The sequence below is a fragment of the Mycobacterium sp. SMC-16 genome, assembly GCF_046250085.1.
GTDB lineage: Bacteria > Actinomycetota > Actinomycetes > Mycobacteriales > Mycobacteriaceae > Mycobacterium > Mycobacterium phocaicum.
Map to the genome: position 1 here is coordinate 2,056,675 of NZ_CP176427.1, position 22,731 is coordinate 2,079,405.

Annotated in this window: 19 protein-coding genes; 9 read left to right on the forward strand and 10 right to left on the reverse strand. The window is 68.5% G+C overall.

Translation table 11 applies throughout. The features are described from left to right. Positions 1-255: 255 nt before the first annotated feature. Complete coding sequence (locus tag ACJEIK_RS09925) at positions 256-1,761, reverse strand: CHAD domain-containing protein (protein ID WP_409431424.1); 1,506 nt, start codon at positions 1,759-1,761, stop codon at positions 256-258. Between the two features lie 97 nt (positions 1,762-1,858). Here ACJEIK_RS09925 and ACJEIK_RS09930 point away from each other — a divergent pair, with 97 nt between their 5' ends. Next, positions 1,859-2,638 carry an enoyl-CoA hydratase/isomerase family protein gene (locus tag ACJEIK_RS09930; RefSeq protein ID WP_409431425.1) on the forward strand — a complete coding sequence of 260 codons (780 nt, stop codon included), beginning with the start codon at positions 1,859-1,861 and terminating at the stop codon, positions 2,636-2,638. A 64-nt stretch (positions 2,639-2,702) separates the two neighbouring features. Here the strand turns inward: ACJEIK_RS09930 and panB are convergent, their stop codons facing one another. Next, positions 2,703-3,548 carry a 3-methyl-2-oxobutanoate hydroxymethyltransferase gene (panB, locus tag ACJEIK_RS09935; RefSeq protein ID WP_061005324.1) on the reverse strand — a complete coding sequence of 282 codons (846 nt, stop codon included), beginning with the start codon at positions 3,546-3,548 and terminating at the stop codon, positions 2,703-2,705. A 162-nt stretch (positions 3,549-3,710) separates the two neighbouring features. Here panB and ACJEIK_RS09940 point away from each other — a divergent pair, with 162 nt between their 5' ends. The 7 genes from ACJEIK_RS09940 (at position 3,711) to ACJEIK_RS09970 (ending at position 14,223) form a co-directional block, all read left to right on the forward strand. Continuing rightward, positions 3,711-5,114: a wax ester/triacylglycerol synthase family O-acyltransferase gene (locus ACJEIK_RS09940; protein ID WP_226521398.1), complete on the forward strand. Its 1,404-nt coding sequence runs from the start codon at positions 3,711-3,713 to the stop codon at positions 5,112-5,114. A 58-nt stretch (positions 5,115-5,172) separates the two neighbouring features. Further along, positions 5,173-6,687 carry an alpha/beta hydrolase gene (locus ACJEIK_RS09945; RefSeq protein ID WP_409431426.1) on the forward strand — a complete coding sequence of 505 codons (1,515 nt, stop codon included), beginning with the start codon at positions 5,173-5,175 and terminating at the stop codon, positions 6,685-6,687. Between the two features lie 93 nt (positions 6,688-6,780). After that, positions 6,781-8,322, forward strand: coding sequence for an alpha/beta hydrolase (locus ACJEIK_RS09950; protein ID WP_409431678.1), 1,542 nt, complete (start codon positions 6,781-6,783; stop codon positions 8,320-8,322). 82 nt (positions 8,323-8,404) lie between these two features. Next, on the forward strand, positions 8,405-9,748 hold the full coding sequence (glnA, locus tag ACJEIK_RS09955) for a type I glutamate--ammonia ligase (protein WP_073698185.1): 1,344 nt from the start codon (positions 8,405-8,407) through the stop codon (positions 9,746-9,748). A 28-nt stretch (positions 9,749-9,776) separates the two neighbouring features. After that, the gene (locus tag ACJEIK_RS09960; protein ID WP_409431427.1) at positions 9,777-12,728 is read left to right on the forward strand and encodes a bifunctional [glutamine synthetase] adenylyltransferase/[glutamine synthetase]-adenylyl-L-tyrosine phosphorylase; all 2,952 of its coding nucleotides are present in this window, start codon (positions 9,777-9,779) and stop codon (positions 12,726-12,728) included. 5 nt (positions 12,729-12,733) lie between these two features. Beyond that, a complete protein-coding gene (locus ACJEIK_RS09965; protein WP_064859258.1) occupies positions 12,734-13,372 on the forward strand; it encodes a PaaI family thioesterase in 639 nt (212 codons plus the stop codon). Continuing rightward, positions 13,369-14,223, forward strand: coding sequence for a TIGR03619 family F420-dependent LLM class oxidoreductase (locus ACJEIK_RS09970; RefSeq protein ID WP_133427037.1), 855 nt, complete (start codon positions 13,369-13,371; stop codon positions 14,221-14,223). Before ACJEIK_RS09965 ends, ACJEIK_RS09970 begins: the two co-directional genes overlap by 4 nt. Here ACJEIK_RS09970 and ACJEIK_RS09975 read toward each other — a convergent pair whose 3' ends face one another. The 3 genes from ACJEIK_RS09975 to glnA (ACJEIK_RS09985) form a co-directional block, all read right to left on the reverse strand. Further along, the gene (locus ACJEIK_RS09975) at positions 14,224-14,640 is read right to left on the reverse strand and encodes a DoxX family protein (protein ID WP_061005312.1); all 417 of its coding nucleotides are present in this window, start codon (positions 14,638-14,640) and stop codon (positions 14,224-14,226) included. 152 nt (positions 14,641-14,792) lie between these two features. Then, positions 14,793-15,119, reverse strand: coding sequence for a darcynin family protein (locus ACJEIK_RS09980; protein WP_133427036.1), 327 nt, complete (start codon positions 15,117-15,119; stop codon positions 14,793-14,795). Positions 15,120-15,368: 249 nt separating this feature from the next. Next, positions 15,369-16,805, reverse strand: coding sequence for a type I glutamate--ammonia ligase (glnA, locus tag ACJEIK_RS09985; RefSeq protein WP_064859254.1), 1,437 nt, complete (start codon positions 16,803-16,805; stop codon positions 15,369-15,371). A 168-nt stretch (positions 16,806-16,973) separates the two neighbouring features. On the opposite strand from glnA (ACJEIK_RS09985), the gene ACJEIK_RS09990 reads away from it, so the two are divergent. Further along, positions 16,974-17,465, forward strand: coding sequence for an RDD family protein (locus ACJEIK_RS09990; protein WP_205848861.1), 492 nt, complete (start codon positions 16,974-16,976; stop codon positions 17,463-17,465). A 66-nt stretch (positions 17,466-17,531) separates the two neighbouring features. On the opposite strand, the gene ACJEIK_RS09995 is transcribed toward ACJEIK_RS09990, so the two are convergent. Genes ACJEIK_RS09995 through sucB form a run of 5 tightly spaced genes read right to left on the reverse strand, consistent with a single transcriptional unit; the run spans position 17,532 to position 22,629 of the window. Then, complete coding sequence (locus tag ACJEIK_RS09995; RefSeq protein ID WP_064859253.1) at positions 17,532-18,287, reverse strand: DUF4191 domain-containing protein; 756 nt, start codon at positions 18,285-18,287, stop codon at positions 17,532-17,534. Between the two features lie 15 nt (positions 18,288-18,302). Next, positions 18,303-19,235 carry a lipoyl synthase gene (gene lipA / locus ACJEIK_RS10000; protein WP_064859252.1) on the reverse strand — a complete coding sequence of 311 codons (933 nt, stop codon included), beginning with the start codon at positions 19,233-19,235 and terminating at the stop codon, positions 18,303-18,305. Next, positions 19,232-19,900 carry a lipoyl(octanoyl) transferase LipB gene (gene lipB / locus ACJEIK_RS10005; protein ID WP_064859251.1) on the reverse strand — a complete coding sequence of 223 codons (669 nt, stop codon included), beginning with the start codon at positions 19,898-19,900 and terminating at the stop codon, positions 19,232-19,234. The genes lipA and lipB overlap by 4 nt, the downstream gene beginning before the upstream one ends. 25 nt (positions 19,901-19,925) lie before the next feature. Beyond that, positions 19,926-20,834, reverse strand: a complete 909-nt coding sequence (locus ACJEIK_RS10010) for a TIGR01777 family oxidoreductase (protein ID WP_064859250.1) — start codon at positions 20,832-20,834, stop codon at positions 19,926-19,928. Between the two features lie 4 nt (positions 20,835-20,838). Then, the gene (gene sucB, locus ACJEIK_RS10015) at positions 20,839-22,629 is read right to left on the reverse strand and encodes a 2-oxoglutarate dehydrogenase, E2 component, dihydrolipoamide succinyltransferase (protein ID WP_409431428.1); all 1,791 of its coding nucleotides are present in this window, start codon (positions 22,627-22,629) and stop codon (positions 20,839-20,841) included. Positions 22,630-22,731 lie beyond the last annotated feature (102 nt).

Sequence of the window (22,731 nt, forward strand, 5' to 3'; positions counted from 1 at the left end):
CGCGGCTTCAATTCCCGGCAGCTACTAGATCCTCCAATCGTCAGGCTGCCGGTTGGCGGTGTTCCCACTACGCAGGCGCTACGCACAGCACCACTCTGCGTCCACTGGTGGCAGCTTGAGGCGGGCCGAAAAACATGCTCTGAACTGCGTAGTCAATCTGGCGTCCACAACTTGCCACCACTAGCACCAAATTGCGTTGAACTGGGAATATGGCGAAAGACAATTTCCGGCTTACAGGCCAGCTCGTCCGCCCCGCTACTTCTTCACCTTGCGCATCGCGCGCGCCAGCGCCTTGAGCGAAGCATCCAACTGCAGCCGGGCGTACTCGGCGACCTCGGCCTCCTGCTGGTACAGGATGCCGTAGGTGAAGGTGTCCTCGCCCGCGGCGTGGGCGGCCTCGGCCTGCTGGACAAGATGTCCGCGGCTGACGTAGCTGTCCTGGTGGTCGCCCAGCAGCGTCTGGATGTCCTTGGCGCAGTCGGCCACCTTCGACTCGCCCATGGCGGCCGCGGTGTAGCGAAGCCGCTTGGCGCCCTTGCGGATTCGGTGCAGCGCCTCCTCGCTGTCCTCAGCGCCCTCGGCTTCCGCCGACTCCGCCCGCCGCACCGACTTGCGGACGCGGCGGTAGGCGCCGCCGACGGTCACCGGCTTGGCTTCCTCGTCGGCGGTGGCCGGCTGGGTGTTGTCGACGACGATCGCATCGAGTGCGTCGAGCAGATGGAAGTAGCGCTCCGACCGCATCGCCGTCAGCGACCGGCGCAGCCCCGACTGGTAGCGCCGCTGCGACCCGTCGACGAGGCGCTCGTGCACCTGTCCACGAACCAGCTCCGGCGCCAGCCCCTTCAACGCCTCGTCGTACCGCTGGGCGAGCACCTCGGCGTCGCGCGCCGTGCCCAGCACCCCGGCCAGCAGCTTCAGCTCGTCGAGCACCCACTCACGGTCGCCCAGATTGCCGCTCTCCTGCAGCAGGCTCCGAATCTTGCGGATGGTGACCCGCATCTGGTGCACCGAATCGAAGGCGTCGGCGCGGACCGCACGGTCCCAGTCGATCAATTCGGCGATGTGCGCCGCGATGGCGCGGTGCACCTTATCCGTCGGCTCGGGCGCCGGCTGCGGTGCGTCCCCGCCCCGCGCCGCGGCGAGGACCTTGGCCAATTTGGATCCGTGCCCGGCCGGCTTCGCGCCGGCATCGAAGAGCCGATTGGCCAGCCGGTCGAGCAGCTCGGGACCCGAGTCGGCGCCCTCCGAATCCGCGCCGACCAGTTCCAGCTCCCACTCGCGCCAGTTCTGCAGCGACTCGCCCGCCGTGGCGGTCACGCGGTCGTCGCAGAACTCGGCCAGCTCGGTGTCGTCCGGCGTGTACAGCATCGAGACGGTCCGCTCGGTCTCGATGCGGGCGACCGGTTGCAGCGCGCGGTCGCGCACGATGGCCAGCACGATGTCGCGCAGTTCGTCGGGCACACTCTCGCGCGCCGCGGTGATGGGCAGCCGCACCTCGGTGCGCGCGTCGGCTCCGGCCGGCAGCTTCAGGTGCCAGCCCGCGTCGGTGCCGCCGGTGCGTCGGCGCAGGGTGATCTTGTGCGCCGCCAGATCATGATCCGGCGTGTCGAAGTACACCGCATCCAAATGCGCCACGGGAAGTTGCTCGACCCGGCCGACGGCGGACAATCCGTCGAACGACGGGGACACCGTGCTGTCGACCACCGCGAACTTGCGTTCAATCTCAGTGTGGCGGGACGGTTTACGCTTGCCAGCGGCCATGTTCACCTTCATTTGCGACCCGGGACGGGCAGTACCAACGCTGCCATCAGGGTGCCATATCGCGGCGCCGTACCCGCTGCCGATAACGTCTTGAAGCGTGACCGAATTCGAGACACTGAAGTTCGCCCAGTCCGGTGCCGTCGTGAATATCGTGCTCGACCGGCCCGAGGCCGCCAACGGCATGAACGACGCACTCACCCGCGACCTCGCGAAGGCTGCCGCGCTGTGCGACACCGCCGGCGTGAAGGTCGTCACCCTGACCGGCGCCGGCCGGTTCTTCTGCGCCGGCGGCGACCTCAAGGCGATGGCCGCAGCCGAGGACCCGGGCGCGTTCGTCAAGGGCATCGCCGACGACCTGCACCGCGCCATGTCGACGTTCGCCCGCATGGACGCCGTGCTGATCACCGCCGTCAACGGCGTCGCCGCCGGGGCAGGCTTCCCGCTGGGCGTCTCGGGCGATCTGGTGCTCGCCGCCGAGTCCGCGTCGTTCACCATGGCGTACACCAAGGCCGGCCTGAGCCCCGACGGCGGCTCGTCGTACGTGCTGCCGCGGCTGATCGGCCTGCGCCGCACCCAGGAACTCATGATCACCAACCGCGTGCTGAAGGCCGCCGAGGCCGCCGACTGGGGCCTGGTCACGCGCGTCGTACCCGACGCCGAATTGCCCGGTGCGCTCGACGCCCTGGCCGCCGAGGTCGCCACGCAGCCCGGCGGTTCGAACGCCGCCGTCAAGCAGCTGCTGCTGACCACCTACGGCGCCGACTACGAGACCCAGCTGGAACGCGAAGGCCGGCTGATCGCCAAGTGCGCGTCGTCGGCCGACGGCAAAGAGGGCGTCGGCGCCTTCGTCGGCAAGCGCAAGCCGGAATTCGCCTAACGACGAGTGTGAGGGCTGTGCACGCAGTTTCACAGATTTGCGTGCACAGCCCTCACAGTCGCGCTCAGTAGGAGTGTTCCTCGGCAGGGAATACGCTGGAGGCCACCTCGGCGGCGTATTGTCGTGCGGCCCGGCCCAATTCGGCACCGACGTCGCCGAAGCGCTTGACGAACTTGGCGGTCTTGCCCGCTGTCATGCCCGCCATGTCCTGCCACACCAGCACCTGCGCGTCGCAGTTGGCGCCGGCGCCGATGCCGACGGTCGGGATGGTCAGCTTGCCGGTGATCTGGGTGGCCAGCTCCGCCGGCACCATCTCCAGTACGACGGCGATGGCGCCGGCCTCGGCGACGGCGATGGCGTCGTGGATGGTCTGGTCGCCGGCCTCACCGCGGCCCTGGACCCGGAAGCCGCCGAGCCCGTTGACGCTCTGCGGGGTGAAACCGATGTGGGCCACGACGGGGATGCCGGCCTGGGTCAGTGCGGCGATCTGCTCGACCATCCGCTCACCGCCCTCCAGCTTGACCGCGTGGGCGCCGGTCTCCTTCATGAACCGCGTCGCCGTCGCGAGCGCCTGCTGCGGGCTCGCCTCGTAGCTGCCGAACGGCAGATCGGCGACCACCAGCGCGTGCGGGGCGCCCTTGACGACCGCGCGGGCCAGGGGGATCAGCTCGTCGATGGTGATGGGCAGGGTGGTGTCGTAGCCGTAGACCACGTTGGCCGCCGAATCGCCGACCAGCAGGACGGGAATCTCGGCGTCATCGAAAATGCGGGCGGAGGAGTAGTCGTAGGCCGTGAGCATCGCCCACTTGTGGCCTTCGGCCTTCCATTTCGCCAGGTGGTGGGTACGAATCTTGGTTCGCGGGGTCGTACAGACAGACTCCGGGGCAGCGCCGTAAACCTGATCAGACATCGTCGTCCTCAAATGTGTTGGTCGGTACGAACCTCGAGGCCCATATCGGGTCCCCGGGACGTTTGACGCCGTCAAGTCTGCCACCACCGCACCCCCAAGGTGAACGACACATGAAGTGGAATGCCTCACATTGGGTAAACCGGGCCGCCTACGATCACGCCCATGCCCGGATATCAACGGCTCAGCGGACTCGACGCCAGCTTCCTCTATCTGGAGACCGCCGTGCAGCCCCTGCACGTGTGCGCGGTGCTGGAACTCGACGCCGCCACCATTCCGGGTGGCTACACCTTCGACAAGATGCGGCAGATGCTCAGCGAGCGCATCGCGGCCATGCCGCAGTTCCGCGAGAAGCTGGCCGACTCGCCGCTGAACCTCGACCACCCGGTGTGGGTCGAGGACCAGGATTTCGACATCGACCGGCACGTCCACCGGATCGGGCTCCCGGCCCCGGGCGGTCGTGTCGAGCTGTCCGAGATCTGCGGGCACATCGCCGCGCTGCAGCTGGACCGCAGCCGCCCGCTGTGGGAGATGTGGGTGATCGAGAACATCGCCGGCACCGACGCCCACGACGGCGGCCGGCTGGCGGTGATGACCAAGATGCACCATGCCGGCATCGACGGCGTCACCGGCGCCAACCTGATGTCGCAGCTGTGCACCCTCGAACCGGACGCGCCGGCGCCCGAGCCTGTGCCTGCCGCCGGCACCGCGTCCGAACTCGAGATCGCCGTCGGCGGTGCGGTCAAGTACTTCACCCGGCCGCTGAAGCTGGCCAACGTGCTGCCTTCGACGGCGACGACCGTCATCGACACCGTCCGTCGCGCCGCCAAGGGCCTGACCATGGCGGCGCCGTTCGCCGCACCCAAGACGGCCTTCAACGTCAACGTCACCGCGCACCGCAACGTCGCCTTCGCGCAGCTGGACCTGGCGGACATCAAGACCGTCAAGAACCACTTCCACGTCAAGGTCAACGACGTGGTGCTGGCGCTGGTGTCGGGCGCCCTGCGGCGCTACCTGGCCGAGCGCGACGCGCTGCCGGAATCGACCCTGGTGGCCATGTGCCCGGTGTCCGTGCGCGACAAATCCGACCGGCCGGGCCGCAATCAGGTGTCCGGCATGTTCGCCAAACTCGAGACCACCATCGAAGACCCCGCCGAACGATTGCGGGCCATCGCCGACGCGAGCACCGTTGCCAAACAACACAGTTCGGCCATCAGCGCGACGCTGCTGCAGGACTGGTCGCAGTTCGCCGCGCCGTCGGTGTTCGGCGCCGCGATGCGGGTGTTCGCATCGACCGGCCTGGCGGAGGCCAAGCCCGTGCACAACCTCGTCGTCTCGAACGTGCCCGGTCCGCAGGAACCGCTCTACATGCTCGGCGCCGAGGTCAAGGCGATGTACCCGCTGGGCCCGCTGTTCCACGGCTCCGGGCTCAACATCACGGTGATGTCCCTCAACGGCACGCTCGACGTCGGCCTGATCTCCTGCCCGGAGCTGGTTCCGGACCTGTGGGACATGGCCGATGAGTTCGCCGCCGCGTTGGACGAACTGGTTGCCGCCGCAACTGTCTGACGGCGCGTTGCAACGCCCTCATCAGGTCAGACCAGCGCACATGGCACCATGGTCGACCATGAACCTCAGACGGGGGAGTCTCGCCGCAGCAATGGTGCTCGTGCTGGCGACAGGCTGCAGCCAGGTGATCGACGGACGCGCCACCCGCGCGGTGCCGAAGCCGGGCGCGCCCCTGCAGTGGTCGCCATGCCAGACCACATCCCCGGACTCGCAGTCGCGCATCCCCAAGGGCGCCGAGTGCGCGATGCTGTCGGTGCCCGTCGACTACAGCAAGCCCGACGGCGACGTCGCCCAGCTGGCGCTGCTGCGGATCAAGGCGACCGGGGACAAGATCGGTTCGCTCGTGATCAACCCCGGCGGTCCTGGGGAGTCCGGCGTCAGCGCCGCGGTGTCGTTGCTCAACAACATTCCCGACTCGGTCCGGCAGCGCTTCGACCTCGTCGGCTTCGACCCCCGCGGCGTCGGGTCCTCCAAGCCCGCCGTGTGGTGCAACTCCGACGCCGACAACGACCGGCAGCGGGCCGACCCGCAGGTCGACTACTCGCCGGCCGGTGTCGCGCACATCGAATCCGAGACCAAGGCGTTCGTGCAGCGCTGCGTCGACAAGATGGGCAAGGAGTTCCTCGAGAACGTCGGAACCGCCAACGTCGCCAAGGATTTGGATGCCATCCGGGCCGCGCTCGGCGACGACAAGCTGACCTACCTCGGTTACTCGTACGGCACCCGGATCGGCGCCCAATACGCCGAGGATTACCCGGACAAGGTGCGCTCGATGATCCTCGACGGGGCCGTCGACCCCAACGCCGATCCGATCGAGGCCGACATCAACCAGGCCGCCGCGTTCCAGACCGCGTTCAACAACTACGCCGCCGACTGCGCCACCAGCCCGGACTGCCCGCTGGGGACCGACCCGGCCAAGGTCAACGACGTCTACCACAGCCTGGTCGACCCGCTGGTCCAAAAGCCTGCTCCCACAAAGGATCCGCGTGGTCTGAGCTACAGCGACGCGTTGGTCGGCACCATCCTGCCGCTGTACTCGCCGGCGATGTGGAAGGACCTCACCGCAGGCCTCACCGAGCTCGCGGGCGGCCACGGCGACATCATGCTGCGGCTCGCCGACGCCTACATGGGTCGCGACGCCGACGGCCACTACGACAACTCGACCGATGCCCGGGTCGCGGTCAACTGTGTCGACGAACCACCGATCACCGACCGCGCCAAGGTGATTGCCGAGGACAAGCGCACCCGTGAGGTGGCGCCGTTCATGAGCTACGGCCAGTTCACCGGCGACGCCCCGCTGGGCACCTGCGCGTTCTGGCCGGTGCCGCCGACGTCGAAGCCGCACGAGATTTCGGTCAAGGGCCTGGCGCCGACGCTGGTGGTGTCGACGGTGCACGACCCGGCCACGCCGTACCAGGCCGGCGTGGATCTGGCCAAGGAACTCGGTGGCAGTCTGCTGACGTTCGACGGCACCCAGCACACCGTGGTGTTTCAGGGCAACAGCTGCGTCGACGACCATGCCGCCCGCTATCTGGTCAACGGGGCCGTGCCCGAGGCCGGTGCGAAATGCTGAGTGCTGTCACACGATAACCGTTCGGTCACCGTCTGATTGCCGGGTTGTCTCCCTCCGGAACCAGGCTTCGGCTCGGCTGTGCGCCGTGCGACCATGTGTGCCATGTGGCGGGCGGGCAGTCGAGGACGACGGTGTGCGGTAGGGGTCGTCGGATTGCTGGTGGCCATCAGCGCCGCGCCGGGATCGGTCGCGCACGCAGCCCCCGAATCCCTGCAGTCCTACTACGAACAGGCACCGGCCTGGGGTGGCTGCGAGCCCTTCATCGGTGACACCACGGACCTGCCGACAGCGCGGTGCGCCAACATCAGCGTCCCCGTCGACTACGCGGATCCGCAAGGGCCGCAAGCGAAACTGGCCGTCATCCGGGTCCCGGCCTCGGGCCAGCGGCTCGGTGTGCTGCTGGTCAACCCCGGTGGTCCGGGCGCGTCGGCCGTCAACACCGTCGCGGGCATGGGCGCCGTCCTGTCCGACACCGAGATCGGCCGCAGCTTCGATCTCGTCGGCTTCGATCCGCGTGGCGTGGGGCATTCGACGCCGCAGTTGCGGTGCCGCAGCGACGCCGAATTCGATGCGAACCGCCGCGACCCGATGGTCGACTACAGCCCGGCCGGCGTGGCGCACATCGAAGCCGTCAGCCGCCGCACGGCGCAGGACTGCCTGGAACAGATGGGCAGCAGCTTCCTGGCCAATGTCGGAACCGCCTCGGCGGCAAGGGATATGGACGTGGTGCGGGCCGCGCTCGGCGAGTCACAGATCAACTACCTGGGCTTCTCTTACGGCACCGAGCTCGGTGCGGCCTACGCCGAACGGTTCCCGGACCGGGTGCGCGCCATGGTGCTCGACGGCGCCGTCGACCCCAATGCCGACCCGGTCACCGAGAACCTGCTCCAATTGGCCGGATTCCAAACGGCTTTCAACGACTATGCGGCGGACTGCGCGCAATCGCCGGCCTGCCCGCTGGGAACCGACCCGACGCAATTCGTGGCGCGCTACCAGCAGTTGGTCAATCCACTCGCCGTGCGTCCCGGCCTGACGTCGGATCCGCGGGGCCTGAGCTACCCCGACGCGATCACCGGCACCATCAACGCGCTCTATACGAAGAAGTACTGGAAGTTCCTGACCAGCGGGCTGCTCGGACTGCAGCGCGGCGGCGACGCCGGTGATCTGCTGCTGCTGGCCGACGATTACCAGCACCGTGATCAGAACGGACGCTACGCGCCCCTGCAGGACGCGTTCACCGCCATCCGGTGCGTCGACGCGCCGTTCCCGACCGATCCCGCGACCTGGGCGGCCGCCGACCAGCGCGCGCGTCAGCTGGCGCCGTTCATGAGCTACGGCCAGTACACCGGCTACGCGCCGCGCGACGTCTGCGCCATGTGGCCGGTGCCCGCGACGTCCCGTCCGCACGCACCGGCGTCGCCCGGCCCGGGCAAGGTCGTCGTCGTGTCCACCACGCACGACCCGGCCACGCCGTACCAAGCCGGGGTGAACCTGGCGCGCGAACTGGGTGCCTCACTCATCAGCTACGAGGGCACCCAGCACACCGTCGTGTTCAACGGTGACCGGTGCATCGACACGGCCGTGGTGGCGTTCCTGACGCAATCCGTGCTGCCGGCGGCGGGATTGCGGTGCTGACCTGAGCGTCTCACCAGCGAAACATGCCGAACAGAGTCCACTTGGTAACACGGATTTAACAGCTGCTGCCTACGCTGCGGACATGGATCGCCAGAAGGAATTCGTGCTGCGCACGCTGGAAGAACGCGACATTCGCTTTGTCCGGTTGTGGTTCACCGACGTGCTCGGATACCTCAAGTCCGTGGCGATCGCGCCGGCCGAGCTGGAAGGCGCCTTCGAAGAGGGCATCGGCTTCGACGGATCCGCCATCGAGGGCTTCGCCCGCGTCTCCGAGGCCGACATGGTGGCCCGGCCGGATCCGTCCACGTTCCAGGTGCTGCCGTGGACCACCAAGAGCACCGGCAAGCACTACTCGGCCCGCATGTTCTGCGACATCACCATGCCCGACGGCTCGCCGTCGTGGGCCGACTCGCGGCACGTGCTGCGCCGCCAGCTGGCCAAGGCCAGCGATCTGGGCTTCTCCTGCTACGTGCACCCGGAGATCGAGTTCTTCCTGCTGGAGCCCGGCCCCAACGACGGCTCGGTGCCGGTGCCGGCCGACAACAACGGCTACTTCGACCAGGCCGTGCACGACTCGGCACCGAACTTCCGCCGGCACGCCATCGAGGCCCTCGAGTCGATGGGTATCTCGGTGGAGTTCAGCCACCACGAAGGCGCGCCCGGTCAGCAGGAGATCGACCTGCGTTACGCCGACGCGCTGTCGATGGCCGACAACGTCATGACGTTCCGGTACCTGGTCAAGGAAGTCGCGATCAACGAAGGCGTGCGGGCCACGTTCATGCCCAAGCCCTTCAGCCAGTACCCGGGCTCGGCGATGCACACCCACATGAGCCTGTTCGAGGGCGAGACCAACGCCTTCCACAGCGCCGACGATCCGCTGCAGCTGTCGGACGTCGCCAAGTCCTTCATCGCCGGCATCCTGACGCACGCCAGCGAGATCAGCGCCGTCACCAACCAGTGGGTGAACTCCTACAAGCGGCTGGTGCACGGCGGCGAGGCGCCGACCGCCGCGTCGTGGGGGGCGGCCAACCGCTCCGCCCTGGTCCGGGTCCCGATGTACACGCCACGCAAGGCGTCGTCACGCCGTATCGAGGTCCGCAGCCCCGACTCGGCATGCAACCCGTACCTGGCGTTCGCGGTGCTGCTGGCCGCCGGCCTGCGCGGCATCGAGAAGGGCTACGAGCTGGGGCCGCAGGCCGAGGACAACGTCTGGAACCTGACGCCCGAGGAACGGCTCGCGATGGGTTACAAGGAGCTGCCGTCGAGCCTGGGTGTGGCGCTCGGCGAGATGGAGAAGTCCGAACTCGTCGCCGAGGCGTTGGGGGAGCACGTCTTCGACTACTTCCTGCGCAACAAGCGCACCGAGTGGGAGAACTACCGCAGCCACGTGACACCGTTCGAGCTCAAGGAATACCTGTCGCTGTAATGGCCTAGTGGTGCGCTAACGTCGGGTGGTGCCCACCCCCGCGACGCAGCGCCCCAAGCAGCCCAGCGTCGGCCGGCTCGGGCTGGTTGCGCCCACGGCGCGGGCGGATCTGGACCGGCTCGGCTGGAACACCGACGCGCATGTTGCGCTCTTGTGGTCGCTGTCGCGCGCCCCTGACGCCGACAGCGCGTTGCGCGCCATGGTGCGGATCGCGGACGCCCTCGAAGGCGACTGGGCCGAACTCAGCGCACTGCTGGTGACCGACACGGCCCTGCGCGGTCGGCTGTTCGCCGTGCTGGGCTCGTCGCTGGCCCTGGGCGATCACCTGGTGGCGCACCCGCTGTCCTGGCGACTGCTGCGCGGCGACATCGCGCTGCCGTCCCGCGCCGAGCTGCTCGACGACTTCGAGCGGTTGGCGGCCGAAGTCGCCGGTACCCCAACGGCTTCCGCGGTATTGCAGACCTACTACCGCGACCGCATCCTGGTGCTGGCCGCGCTGGACGTCGCGCCGACGGTCGAGAACGAGCCGGTGCTGCCGTACGTCACCGTCGGGGAGCACCTGTCCGATCTGGCCGATGCGGCACTCGGGGCGGCACTTGTCGTCGCGACCCGGACGGTGTGCGGCGACGAACCCGGTCCCCGGCTCGCGGTCATCGCGATGGGTAAATGCGGTGCGCGCGAACTGAATTACGTCAGCGACGTCGACGTCATCTTCGTGGCCGAAGCGGCGGACTCGGTGACCACGCGGGTGGCCGGCGAGATGATGCGGTTCGCCGGCGAGACCTTCTTCGAGGTCGACGCCGCGCTGCGGCCCGAGGGCAAGGCCGGGCAACTGGTCCGCACCCTGGAGTCGCATGTCGCGTACTACCAGCGCTGGGCCAAAACCTGGGAATTCCAGGCACTTTTGAAGGCCCGCGCGGCCGTCGGCGATGCCGAGCTGGGCGAGCAGTACATCGACGCGCTGATGCCGATGGTCTGGACCGCTTGTGACCGTGAGGATTTCGTGCCCGACGTGCAGGCCATGCGCCGCCGCGTCGAGGAACTGGTGCCGGCCGGGGTACGCACGCGGGAACTGAAACTGGGCAAAGGCGGCCTCCGGGACGTAGAGTTCGCGGTCCAGCTGTTGCAGCTCGTGCACGGCCGCAATGACGATTCGCTGCATGTCGCCTCCACGGTCGACGCATTGGCCGCGCTCGGCTCCGGCGGTTACATCGGCCGCGATGACACCGCGAATCTCACGGCGTCCTATGAGTTTCTGCGGCTGCTGGAGCACCGGCTGCAACTGCAGCGACTCAAGCGGACCCACCTGCTGCCCGAGGACGGCGACGACGAGGCGTGGCGCTGGCTGGCGCGGGCGGCGCACATCCGGCCCGACGGCCAGCACGACGCGCTCGGGGTCCTGCGCGAGGACCTGAAGCGGCAGAACATGCGGGTGTCCCGCCTGCACGCCAAGCTCTTCTATCAGCCACTGCTCGAAGTGGGGAACCAGTTCGGTCCGAGCCTGACCACCGCCGCGGCCGAAAGGCAGTTGGCCGCACTGGGTTACGAAGGCCCGCAGAGCGCGCTGACGCACCTGGCCGCGCTGACCAGTGCCAGCGGCCGCCGCGGCACGGTGCAGCAGGTGCTGCTGCCGACGCTGCTGGACTGGCTGTCGGACACCCCGGATCCGGACGCCGGCCTGCTCGCGTACCGGCGGATCAGCGAGGAACTGGGGGACCAGCGGTGGTTCCTGTCCACACTGCGTGACGAGGGCGCCGTCGCCAAGCGGCTGATGCGGGTGCTCGGCACCTCGGCCTATGTGCCGGAGCTGCTGATGCGGGCGCCCGAAGTCCTGCAGCAGTACGCCGACGGTCCGCAGGGGCCGAAACTACTTGAGGTGGAACCAGATGCGGTGCTCCGCGCGCTGGTCGCCTCGGCCGGCCGGCACGCCGACCCGGTGCGGGCCATCGCCGCGGCGCGCACCCTGCGTCGCCGGGAACTGGCCCGGGTGGCGTCGGCGGATCTGCTGGGACTGCTCGAGGTGGTCGATGTCTGCAAGGCGCTGACGTCGGTGTGGGTCGCGGTGCTGCAGGCCGCGCTCGATGCGGTGATCCGGGCGCGCTCCGGAGCCGACGGCCCGCTGGCGCGCATCGCCGTCATCGGCATGGGCCGGCTCGGCGGCGGGGAGCTGGGCTACGGATCGGACGCGGACGTGATGTTCGTCTGCGAACCGGTTGCGGGCGTGGAGGATTCGACTGCCGTGCGCTGGGCGATCGGCGTCGCCGAACAGGTACGGACGCTGTTGGGGCAGCCCAGCAGCGACCCGCCGCTGGAGGTCGACGCCGGGCTGCGGCCGGAGGGCCGAAACGGCTCACTGGTGCGGACGCTGGCGTCGTACGAGTCGTACTACGCGCAGTGGGCCCAGCCGTGGGAGATTCAGGCCCTCCTGCGGGCGCACCGGGTGGCCGGCGACCTGGAACTGGGCGAGCGCTTCCTGCTGATGGCGGACAAGACCCGCTACCCGCCCGGTGGTGTCTCGGCGGATGCGGTACGGGAAATCCGGCGGATCAAGGCGCGGGTCGACGCCGAGCGGTTGCCCCGCGGCGCCGACCCCAACACCCACACCAAGTTGGGCCGCGGTGGCCTGGCCGACGTGGAATGGACCGTGCAGCTGCTCCAATTGCGTTACGCGCACCAGGTTCCCACGCTGCACAACACCTCGACGCTGCAGGCGCTGGACGCCATCGAGGCGGCCCAGCTGATCGAGGGTGACGAGACGGACACCCTGCGGCAGGCCTGGCTGACCGCGACCCGCGCGCGCAACGCCCTGGTGCTGGTCCGCGGCAAGCCGACCGACCAACTGCCCGGACCGGGCCGTCAGCTCAACGCGGTCGCCGTGGCAGCCGGATGGCCGAGCGGCGACGGCGGCGCCTTCCTCGACAACTATCTGCGCGTGACTCGTCGTGCCAAAACCGTGGTGCGCAAGGTGTTCGGGGAGTAGGCGGCGTGAGTGATTTTCCGTTCGACGTGATCAGCGATGCCGAATACGAGCGTCAGCTGGCGGTGTACCGGCCGTTCACCGACGCGGTGCGCCGGCTGATCGACGCCGGCATCCGGACCGGTGTCGACGACGCCACCATCGCCGAGGCGCAGGCCGCGATCGAAGCGGTCACCGAGCGACTGGCCGAGGTGCAACACAGCAGCACCTCGACGCTGCGCAATGCCGACACCGGACGGCCGCTGGCGTACACGAATCCGGCTGTGGGCGTGCGCAACGCGATCGCCCCGCCGATGGAGATTCACCATGAGGGCGGGGCGGGGGACGGCGGCCGGTGCTGGGCCGAGTTCGAACTCGGCCTGCCCTACGAGGGACCGCCCGGCCTGGTGCACGGCGGTATCTGCGCGCTGGTGCTCGACCATATCCTCGGGGAAGCCGCCAGTGACGGGCTGACCAAACCACATTTCACGGGAACCATCACGCTGCGATACGTGCGGGGGACCAAGCAGGGGCCCGTCCGGGCCGAGGCCTGGATAGACCGAGTCGACGGCATCAAGACGTTCGCCCGCGGCACGCTGTCCGATGCCGAGGGTGTCAGCGTGGAGGCCGACGGCATCTTCATCAAGCCCTCCTGGGCGCGCGAGTGAAGTTCTACGTCTCCCTGGCGTTCCTGGACATCAGTGAACTGACCGAGATCGCCCGGGCCGCAGACGAACTCGGCTACGACGGCATCGCGATCCCGGACCATGTGGTGAACCTGGAGACGCTGAGCACGCCGTACCCGTACACGCCCGACGGACAGCGGCGCTGGCAGCCGTTCACGCACTGGCCGGATCCGTGGGTGCTGGTCGGCGCCCTCGCGCAGGTGACCAGCCGCGTGAAATTCGTGACGACGGTGTACATCCCGGGGATGCGCGACCCGTTCTCGGTCGCGAAGGCTGTCGGCACGGCGGCCTGCCTGTCCGGCGGCCGGGTCGAGTTCGGTGTCGGCGTGGGCTGGTGCGCTGACGAATTCGCCTTGATGGGCCAGGCTTTCGAGCGCCGCGGCAAGCGCACCGACGAGATGCTTGACCTGATCAGGCAGCTGTGGCAGCCCGGCTGGACGTCGTTCGACGGGGAGTTCTACCGGGTGCCGCGGCTCGAGATGGAGCCGACGCCGCCGCCGGTGCCCATCTACGTCGGCGGGCTCAGTGAGATCGCCCTGCGGCGGGCCGCGCGCAACGACGGCTGGATCGGCGACCTGATCACCACCGACCAGGCCATCGCCGCGGCGACCCGGGTGCGCGAACTGCGCGTCGAAAATGGTTTACCGCTCGAGGGTTTCGAGATCCTGACGCCGCTGGCCGATGCGTATCTGCCGGAGCATTTCGAGCGCGCCGCGCAGGCCGGCATCACCGGCAACGTCACGATGCCCTGGCTGTTCTACAGCGGTCCCACGGCCACAGTGGCCGAGAAGATCGACGGACTCAAGCGCTTTCGCGTCGACCTCGGTCTGTGACTAGCGTTTCCGCAGCGCGTCCAGGGCGATGGCGCCGCCACCGGTGAAGACCAGCAGGAACAACGCGAAGCAGTAGAGCACCGCGGGCTCGCCGCCGTTGGCGATGGGCAGCAGGCCTTTCGGCTGGTGCGCCATGAAATACGCGAAAGCCATCTCGCCGGAACCGATGAAGGCGGCGATGCGGGTGGCCAGGCCCGTGAAGATCAGGATGCCGACGATGAGCTCGATGGCGCCGGCGTACCAGCCCGGGAAACTGCCGAAATCCGGTGCAGCCACGCCAGGATTGGTGTCGACCGGCCATTTGAACAGTGTGGTGGCGCCGTGGATCGTGAACAGGAAGCCGATGACCATCCGGAAAACGGACAGCACGATGGGAGCTACCGCGTCGAGCCGGGATTCGATGTCAGTCTGAGCCATGGCGACATCATATGAGGTTCCTGTGACGTGCCAGGTGCTGCGAGATTGCGTAATGGGAGCAAATTTCCGCGATGTGCCTCACAGTGCCGCGGGAATCATTGCTCGGCCACCGGTTCGCCCCTCCCGGGGAGAGGGGCGAACCGGCTTGTCGGTCATCCGATAGCGGCCCTGCCGTAGTTGTCGGCGTAGGCGTTCGCGACGCCGGGCAGGATCTCGACGATGGCGAAATACCGGTCCCACAGCGGTGTTTCGCGAAGCTCTTCGACGGCCAGCTCGTACTCGTGCGGGTCGGCGGCCGTCAGCACCCACACGTCGGTGACGCGCGCGGTGTAGAACTCCGTGTCGTACCACGTGAAGCTCACCGCCTTGTGGCGGTCGAGGATCGGCTGCAGATACCGCGCGAGTTCGTCGAACCGTTTGGCCACCGGGAAACGGAGCCACTCGGGATTGGTCTTGACCAGCATGAAAACCGTGAACATGGGCGAACCTCGTTCTCTCGCTTGTGAATAGGACTGGAGAGAAACGAAAAAGGCCAACGAATCTCTCCGTTGACCTGTGAGGTTGTCAGCACCGCGAGCAGTGACGCTCGTGATGGTTAGGCTAACGTACCTTGTGGTGGCCCGCAAGCGGTGCGGCCGAAAGTGACGTCGAGCTGAGGCCCTCCCACTTGCGGAGAAAACAAAACTGCCCCTCTCCCGAAGGAGAGGGGCAGTTTTCGTGCTCGCGACTCAGCAGTCGTAGTAGAGCGAGAACTCGTACGGGTGAGGGCGAATCTGCACCGGCAGGATTTCGTTCTCCCGCTTGTACGAGATCCAGGTCTCGATCAGGTCCTCGGTGAACACGCCACCCTCGGTGAGGTAGTCGTGATCCTGCTCGAGGCGGTCGATGACGGCAGCCAGCGAGGTCGGGGCCTGCGGGATGTTGGCGGCCTCGTCCGGCGGCAGCTCGTAGAGGTCCTTGTCGACCGGGGCCAGCGGCTCGATCTTCTTCTTGATGCCGTCGATACCGGCCATGAGCATCGCCGAGAAGGCCAGGTACGGGTTACCCGAGCTGTCCGGGCAACGGAACTCGAGGCGCTTGGCCTTCGGGTTGTTGCCGGTGATCGGGATACGCACACACGCCGAGCGGTTGCGCTGGCTGTAGACCAGGTTGATCGGGGCCTCGTAGCCCGGCACCAGGCGCTTGTAGGAGTTCACCGTCGGGTTGGTGAACGCCAGCAGCGACGGGGCGTGGTGCAGGATGCCGCCGATGTAGTGGCGCGCCATGTCGGACAGGCCCGCGTAGCCGGACTCGTCGTGGAACAGCGGCTTGCCGTCCTTCCACAGCGACTGGTGGGCGTGCATGCCCGAGCCGTTGTCGCCGAACAGCGGCTTCGGCATGAAGGTGACGGTCTTGCCGTTCGCCCACGCGGTGTTCTTGATGATGTACTTGAACAGCAGCACGTCATCGGCGGCGGCCAGCAGCGTGTCGAACTTGTAGTTGATCTCGGCCTGGCCGGCGGTGCCGACCTCGTGGTGGCCGCGCTCCAGCGTGAAGCCGGAGTTTATCAGGTTGGTCGACATCTCGTCGCGCAGGTCCACGTAGTGGTCGTACGGCGCGACGGGGAAGTAGCCACCCTTGGGACGGACCTTGTAGCCGCGGTTGGGGGAGCCGTCGGCCTCGAAGGGCTCGCCGCTGTTCCACCAGCCGGACTCGGAGTCGACCTCATAGAAGGTGCCGTTCATCTTGGAGTCGAACGCCACCGAGTCGAAGATGTAGAACTCGGCCTCGGCACCGAAGTAACAGGTGTCCGCGATGCCGGTGCTGGCGAGGTAGTTCTCGGCCTTGCGGGCGACGTTACGCGGGTCACGGGAGTAGGCCTCGCGCGTGAACGGGTCGTGCACGAAGAAGTTCATGTTCAGCGTCTTGGCGGCGCGGAACGGGTCGATGCGCGCGGTGTTGGCATCCGGCAGCAGCATCATGTCGGACTCGTGGATCGACTGGAAGCCGCGCACGGACGAACCGTCGAACGCGAGGCCGTCTTCGAAAACGCTCTCGTCGAAAGCGGAAGCCGGGATCGAGAAGTGCTGGACAACACCAGGCAGATCGCAGAAACGAATGTCGACGTACTCGACGTTCTCGTCCTTGATCAGCTTGAAAATGTCGTCAGACGTCTTTTCTGCCACGTAAGTGATCTCCTTTACTGGTGTTACCCGCGGTTGAACCTAGGGACACGATGTTGCACGCCAATCAACCGTATGTTTCGCGGACGTTACGCGATCGACGGTTTGGGTAACCGCGGACCACCCGCCGCGCGGTTCGGTTGCACGAGCGCGCACGCCTATCCTGACACCATGTCCGGTGCAGATGGATTTCGGCTCGGTTCGTGGCTGTCCGGGCCCGAATCGCAGCGCCCCGTTGATGACTCCACATACCCGGGTAAAGCCCTGGGCCTGCCGGAAACCGGCCCGGGTTCCCTCGCCCGATTCGGCCGTCGTTTCGCCGCGCTGTTGGTGGACTGGCTGATCTGCTACGGCCTGGGCACCTTGAGCGTGGTGTTCGGCGGGCTCAGCGAATACGAGTACCAATACGTCTGGCACGGCGCCCCCGCGGTGATCGCCTGGGTCGTCGTCGGCACGGTCTCGGTGCGGCTGTTCACCTTCACGCCGGGACAGTTCGCGCTGGGTCTGCGCGTCGTGTCCGTCGGCCGGAGCCAGTACGTCGGGCTCGGCCGCGCCTTCGTGCGCATGCTGCTGGTGCTGCTGGCCGTACCCGCGCTGCTCACCGACGCCGACGGCCGCGGGCTGCAGGACCGGCTGACCCACACCGCGGTCCTGCGCCGCTGACCGCCGCCCCTGGCGGGATTTGTGCACGATAATCCGCGGTGGCCGCGGATTATCGTGCACAAATCCCTACTTACGACGCGCGGTGCGCTGCATGCCCTTCATCTTGGCGCCGGCGGGCAGCGGGCCCTTGGGCAGACCGCCGGGGCCCAGCTTGGAACCCAGGGCGGCCAGGCGGGACTCCAGCGCGTCCATCTGCTTGGTGGTGATGTTGGCGGGCAGCTTGGTCAGGTGCCGTTCCAGCTTGGACAGCGGCACCTGGTCCTCTTCGTTGCCGACCACGATGGTGTAGATCGGCACCTCGCCGACCAGCCGTGCGGTGCGCTTCTTCTCCTGCGCCAGAAGCGGTTTCAGGCGCTGCGGCGAACCCTCGCCGACGAAGATCACACCCGGCCGGCCGACCACCCGGTGCACGGCATCGAAGCTGCCGGTGGCGGCGACGCCCTGCGTGACCCGCCACTGGCCGCGCATGTTGTCCAGCGCCCAGGCCGCCGCGCCGGTCTGGCCGTCAGCCTTGCTGTAGACCGACTTCTGCGCCCGCCGGCCGAAGATGATGAACGCGACCAGCGCGCCGAGCAGCACGCCCAGGATGGGCAGCGTGATCCAGCTGAAGATGCCGCCGGAGTACGCGGCCATCGCGACGGCGAGCGCCACGATCAGCACGAACGCGCCGATCATGTACGGCAGCAGCCGCTTGTCCTCTTTGCGCTGAATCTGGAACGCCTGCCAGAGCTGGGCGCGGCGCTGCTTCGAGGCGGCCTTGCGGGCCGCCTTCGCCTCGGCCTTCGCAGCCTTCACAGCAGCAGGATTGGTGGTCTTCGCCATGCCACCAGGATAGATTCAGGAAACCGGTGGCCGTAACCGGGCAGCCTGGGCGTACAGCTTGCCGGCCCGGTACGACGACCGGACCAGCGGTCCGGCCAGCACACCGGCGAACCCGAGACCCTCCGCGAACTGCTGGTGCTCGACGAATTCCTCCGGCCGCACCCAGCGCTCGACGGGGTGGTGCCGCGGCGACGGACGCAGGTACTGGGTGATGGTGACGATGTCGCAGCCCGCGTCGTACAGGTCCTGCAGGGCCACCCGGATTTCCTCGGGCGTCTCGCCCATGCCGAGGATCAGGTTGCTCTTGGTCACCAGCCCGTAGTCGCGGGCGGCGGTGATGACGCCGAGGCTGCGCTCGTAGCGGAACGCCGGGCGGATGCGCTTGAAGATGCGCGGCACGGTTTCGACGTTGTGCGCGAACACCTCTGGGCGCGAGTCGAAGACCTCTTCGAGCAGTTCGGGCACGCCGTTGAAGTCGGGCGCCAGCAGTTCGACGCCGGTGTTCGGGTTGAGCGCGTGGATCTGGCGGACCGTCTCGGCGTACAGCCAGGCGCCGCCGTCGGGCAGATCGTCGCGGGCCACACCGGTGATCGTGGAGTAGCGCAGGCCCATGGTGTGCACGCTCTCGGCGACCCGGCGCGGCTCGTCACGGTCCAGGTCGGCGGGCTTGCCGGTGTCGATCTGGCAGAAGTCGCAGCGACGGGTGCACTGCTCGCCGCCGATCAGGAAGGTGGCCTCGCGGTCCTCCCAGCATTCGTAGATGTTGGGGCAGCCGGCCTCTTCGCACACGGTGTGCAGGCCCTCGCGCTTGACCAGGCTCTTGAGGTCCTTGTACTCCGGGCCCATCTTGAGCTTGGTCTTGATCCACGGCGGCTTGCGCTCGATCGGCGTCTCCGCGTTGCGGACCTCCAGGCGGAGCAGCTTGCGGTTACCGGGATCGACGCTCATGGTGTCGATGTTAGTGCGGGCGCGCCGAGTGCCGTGCACACCGCTGACGCGACCTGGTCCATGACGTCCTCGGGCGTGACCTCGCGGCCCAGCTCCTTCGTGAGCGACGTCACGCCGGCGTCGGCGATGCCGCACGGGACGATGCCGCCGAACGCACGCAGGTCGCAGTTGCAGTTCAGGGAGAAGCCGTGCAGCGTCGTGCCGCGCGCGACGCGGATGCCGATGGCGGCGATCTTGCGTTCGGGCCGCAGCTCGTCGGCCGCCAGCCAGACGCCCGACCGGCCGTCCACCCGGATGGTCTCCAGGCCGAGCTCGGCGCAGACCGCCATGAGCGCATCCTCGAGCAGCCGAACGAATTTCACCACGTCGAGTGGCTGCGCCAGGCCGATGATCGGATAGCCCACCAGCTGCCCCGGGCCGTGCCAGGTGATCTTGCCGCCGCGGTCGGTGTCGATGACGGGGGTGCCGTCGACCGGCCGCTCGTGCGGTTCGGTACGGCGGCCGGCGGTGTAGACGGGCGGGTGCTCGAGCAGCAGCAGCGTGTCGTCGCCGCGCTCGTCGGAGCGCGCATCGGCGAGCTCGCGCTGGAGCGCCCAGGCGTCGATGTAGTCGATGGTGCCCAGGCGGCGCACGTCGATCGGGCCGCCGGCAGATCGGATCGTCACCGAACTGACGCTACGCCCTTCGGGCTCAGGCGGCGTTGGGGGCGGTGACGTACGACAGCGCCTCGCCGATGGTCCGCTGATGGAACTCGAAGCCGGCATCCTCCAGCGCGGCCGGGATGGCGCGCTGGCCGCCGAGCAGCCCCTCCTCGGCGAACTCGCCGAGCGCCGCCTTCAGCGCGAAGCCCGGCATCAGCAGCGGGGTGGGGCGGTGCAGTGCCCGTCCCAGCGCCTCGGTGAACTCACCGTTGGTCACTGGCGCCGGGCCCGTCAGGTTCAGCGGGCCGGACAGGTCGTCGTGATTCAGCGCGAACAGCAGCGCCCGCACCTCGTCCTCCAAGGTGATCCACGGCATGTACTGGCGCCCGCTGCCCAGCCGGGCACCGAGCCCGAGTCCGAAGACCGGCCGGAGCCGCGCCAGCATGCCGCCTGCCGGCGCCAGCACCAGGCCCGTGCGCGCGAGCACGACGCGGACACCGGCGTCGGCCGCCGGCCGCGTGGCGGCCTCCCAGTCCAGACACAGCCGGGCCAGGAAGCCGGTGCCGGCAGGGGACTGCTCGTCGGCGATCCGGTCCCGCGTATTGCCGTAGAAGCCAACGGCACTCGCGTTGATGAGCACGGGCACCCCGGCGTCGACGACGGCGTCGGTCAGCACCTCGGTCGGGACGATGCGGCTGTCGCGCAGACTCTGCTTGAACGCGCCCGACCACCGGCGCGAACCGATGCTCACGCCGCACAGGTTGACCACCGCATCGACATCGCGCAAGGTGCGCCAGTCGAAGTCGCCGGCGTCGGGGTTCCAGTACACCTCGTCGGCGTTGGCCGGTTGGCGGCGCACGATGCGCACCACCCGGTGGTCGGTGGCACGGAGCGCCGACACCAGTGCGGAACCGATGAGTCCCGACGAGCCCGCGATGGCTATGACCGCGTGCGCCATGGGATTACAGCCCCAGGTCGGCCTCGAACGCACCCTCTTCGAGACGACGTTTGATGGTGGTCACGAACCGTCCGGCGTCGGCGCCGTCGATCAGGCGGTGGTCGTAGGTGAGCGGCAGGTAGCACACCGACCGGACGCCGATCGACTCGTTGCCGCCCTCGTCCACGACGACCCGCGGACGCTTGACGATGGCACCGGTGCCGAGCATGGCCGCCTGCGGCGGAACCAGGATCGGGGTGTCGAACAGGGCGCCCTGGCTACCGATGTTGGTGATGGTGAAGGTGCCACCGGCCAGCTCGTCGGGCCGCAGGTTGCCCGAGCGGGCGCGGTCGGCGATGTCGACGATCGCGCGGGCGAGGCCACCGAGGGACAGGTCACCGGCGTTGTGCACGACCGGCGACAGCAGGCCCTGCTCGGTGTCCACCGCGAAGCCTAGGTGCTCGGCGTCGTAGTAGGTGATCTCCTTGGTTTCCTCGTTGTAGCTGGCGTTGACGTTCGGGTGGATCTTCAACGCGTCGATCACCGCGCGGGCGATGAACGGGAGGTAGGTCAGGTTCACGCCCTCGCGCTCGGCGAACGAGTTCTTGGCGCGGGCCCGCAGCGAGACGATGCGGGTCATGTCGACCTCGTGGGTCTGGGTCAGCTGTGCCGTGGTCTGCAGCGACTCACGCGTCTTCTTGGCCGTGATCTGACGGATCCGGGTGGCCTTCTGCGTGGTGCCGCGCAGGTGGGCCAGCGCGGGCGCGGGAGCCGCGGCGGCCGGGGCCTTGGCAGCCGGAGCGGCCGGAGCCGACGCGGCGGCGGCAGGTGCGGCGGGGGCCTTGGCGGCCTCGGCCGCGGCCAGCACGTCCTGCTTGCGGATGCGTCCGCCGACGCCGGTGCCCTGCACCGAAGCCAGGTCAACGTTGTTCTCCGCGGCCAACTTTCGCACCAGCGGGGTGACATAGGGGCTGGCGTCGTCCGACGGGGCGGACGTGGCGGCCGGAGCTGCGGCCGCGGGTGCCGGAGCAGCCGGAGCGGGAGCAGGCGCGGGGGGCGGGGTCGGTGCGGCCGGGGGCGCCGGAGGCGGCGCGGCAGCGGGTTCGGGTTTGGGCTCGGGGGCGGGCGCCGGGGCTGCGGGGGCCGGAGCTTCGGGCGCCGGGGCGGCAGCCGGGGCCGAACCGGCGGCACCGATCTTCGCGAGCTCGCCGCCGATGGACACGACGTCGTCCTCGTCAGCGGTGATGGACAGCAGCACGCCCGCGATCGGCGACGGGATTTCGGTGTCGACCTTGTCGGTCGAGACCTCGACCAGCGGCTCGTCGACCTCGACGGAGTCGCCGACCTTCTTGAGCCAGCGGGTGACGGTGCCCTCGGTGACGGACTCACCGAGCGTCGGCATCACGATCGAGGTGGCGTCGGTCGCGTCGGAGGCTGCCGGGGCGGGAGCCGAAGCGGGCGCGGGAGCGGGAGTTTCGGGAGCCGGAGCCGGAGCCGCTGCAGCGGGCTCGGGGGCCGGGGTGGGCTCCGGCGCGGGCGCCGCGGCGGGCTCGGGGGCCGACGGTGCGGGGGCCTCTCCGGCCTCACCGATGACGGCGAGCTCGCCGCCGATCTCGACCACGTCGTCTTCCTGCGCGACGATCTTGGTCAGGACACCGGCTGCCGGCGACGGGATTTCGGTGTCGACCTTGTCGGTGGACACCTCGAGCAGGGGCTCGTCGACCGCGACGGTGTCGCCCTCCTGTTTGAGCCATCGAGTGACGGTCCCCTCGGTAACGCTCTCACCGAGTGCGGGCATCTGGACGGAGATGGCCATTACGTTGACTCCTCGAAAAGTCGCTCGTCACTTCGAATGTCTACAGAGCCCATCCTGTCATGCTCGCGCAGTCGAGGAGGGGCGGGTCGGGACTTTGTCCCG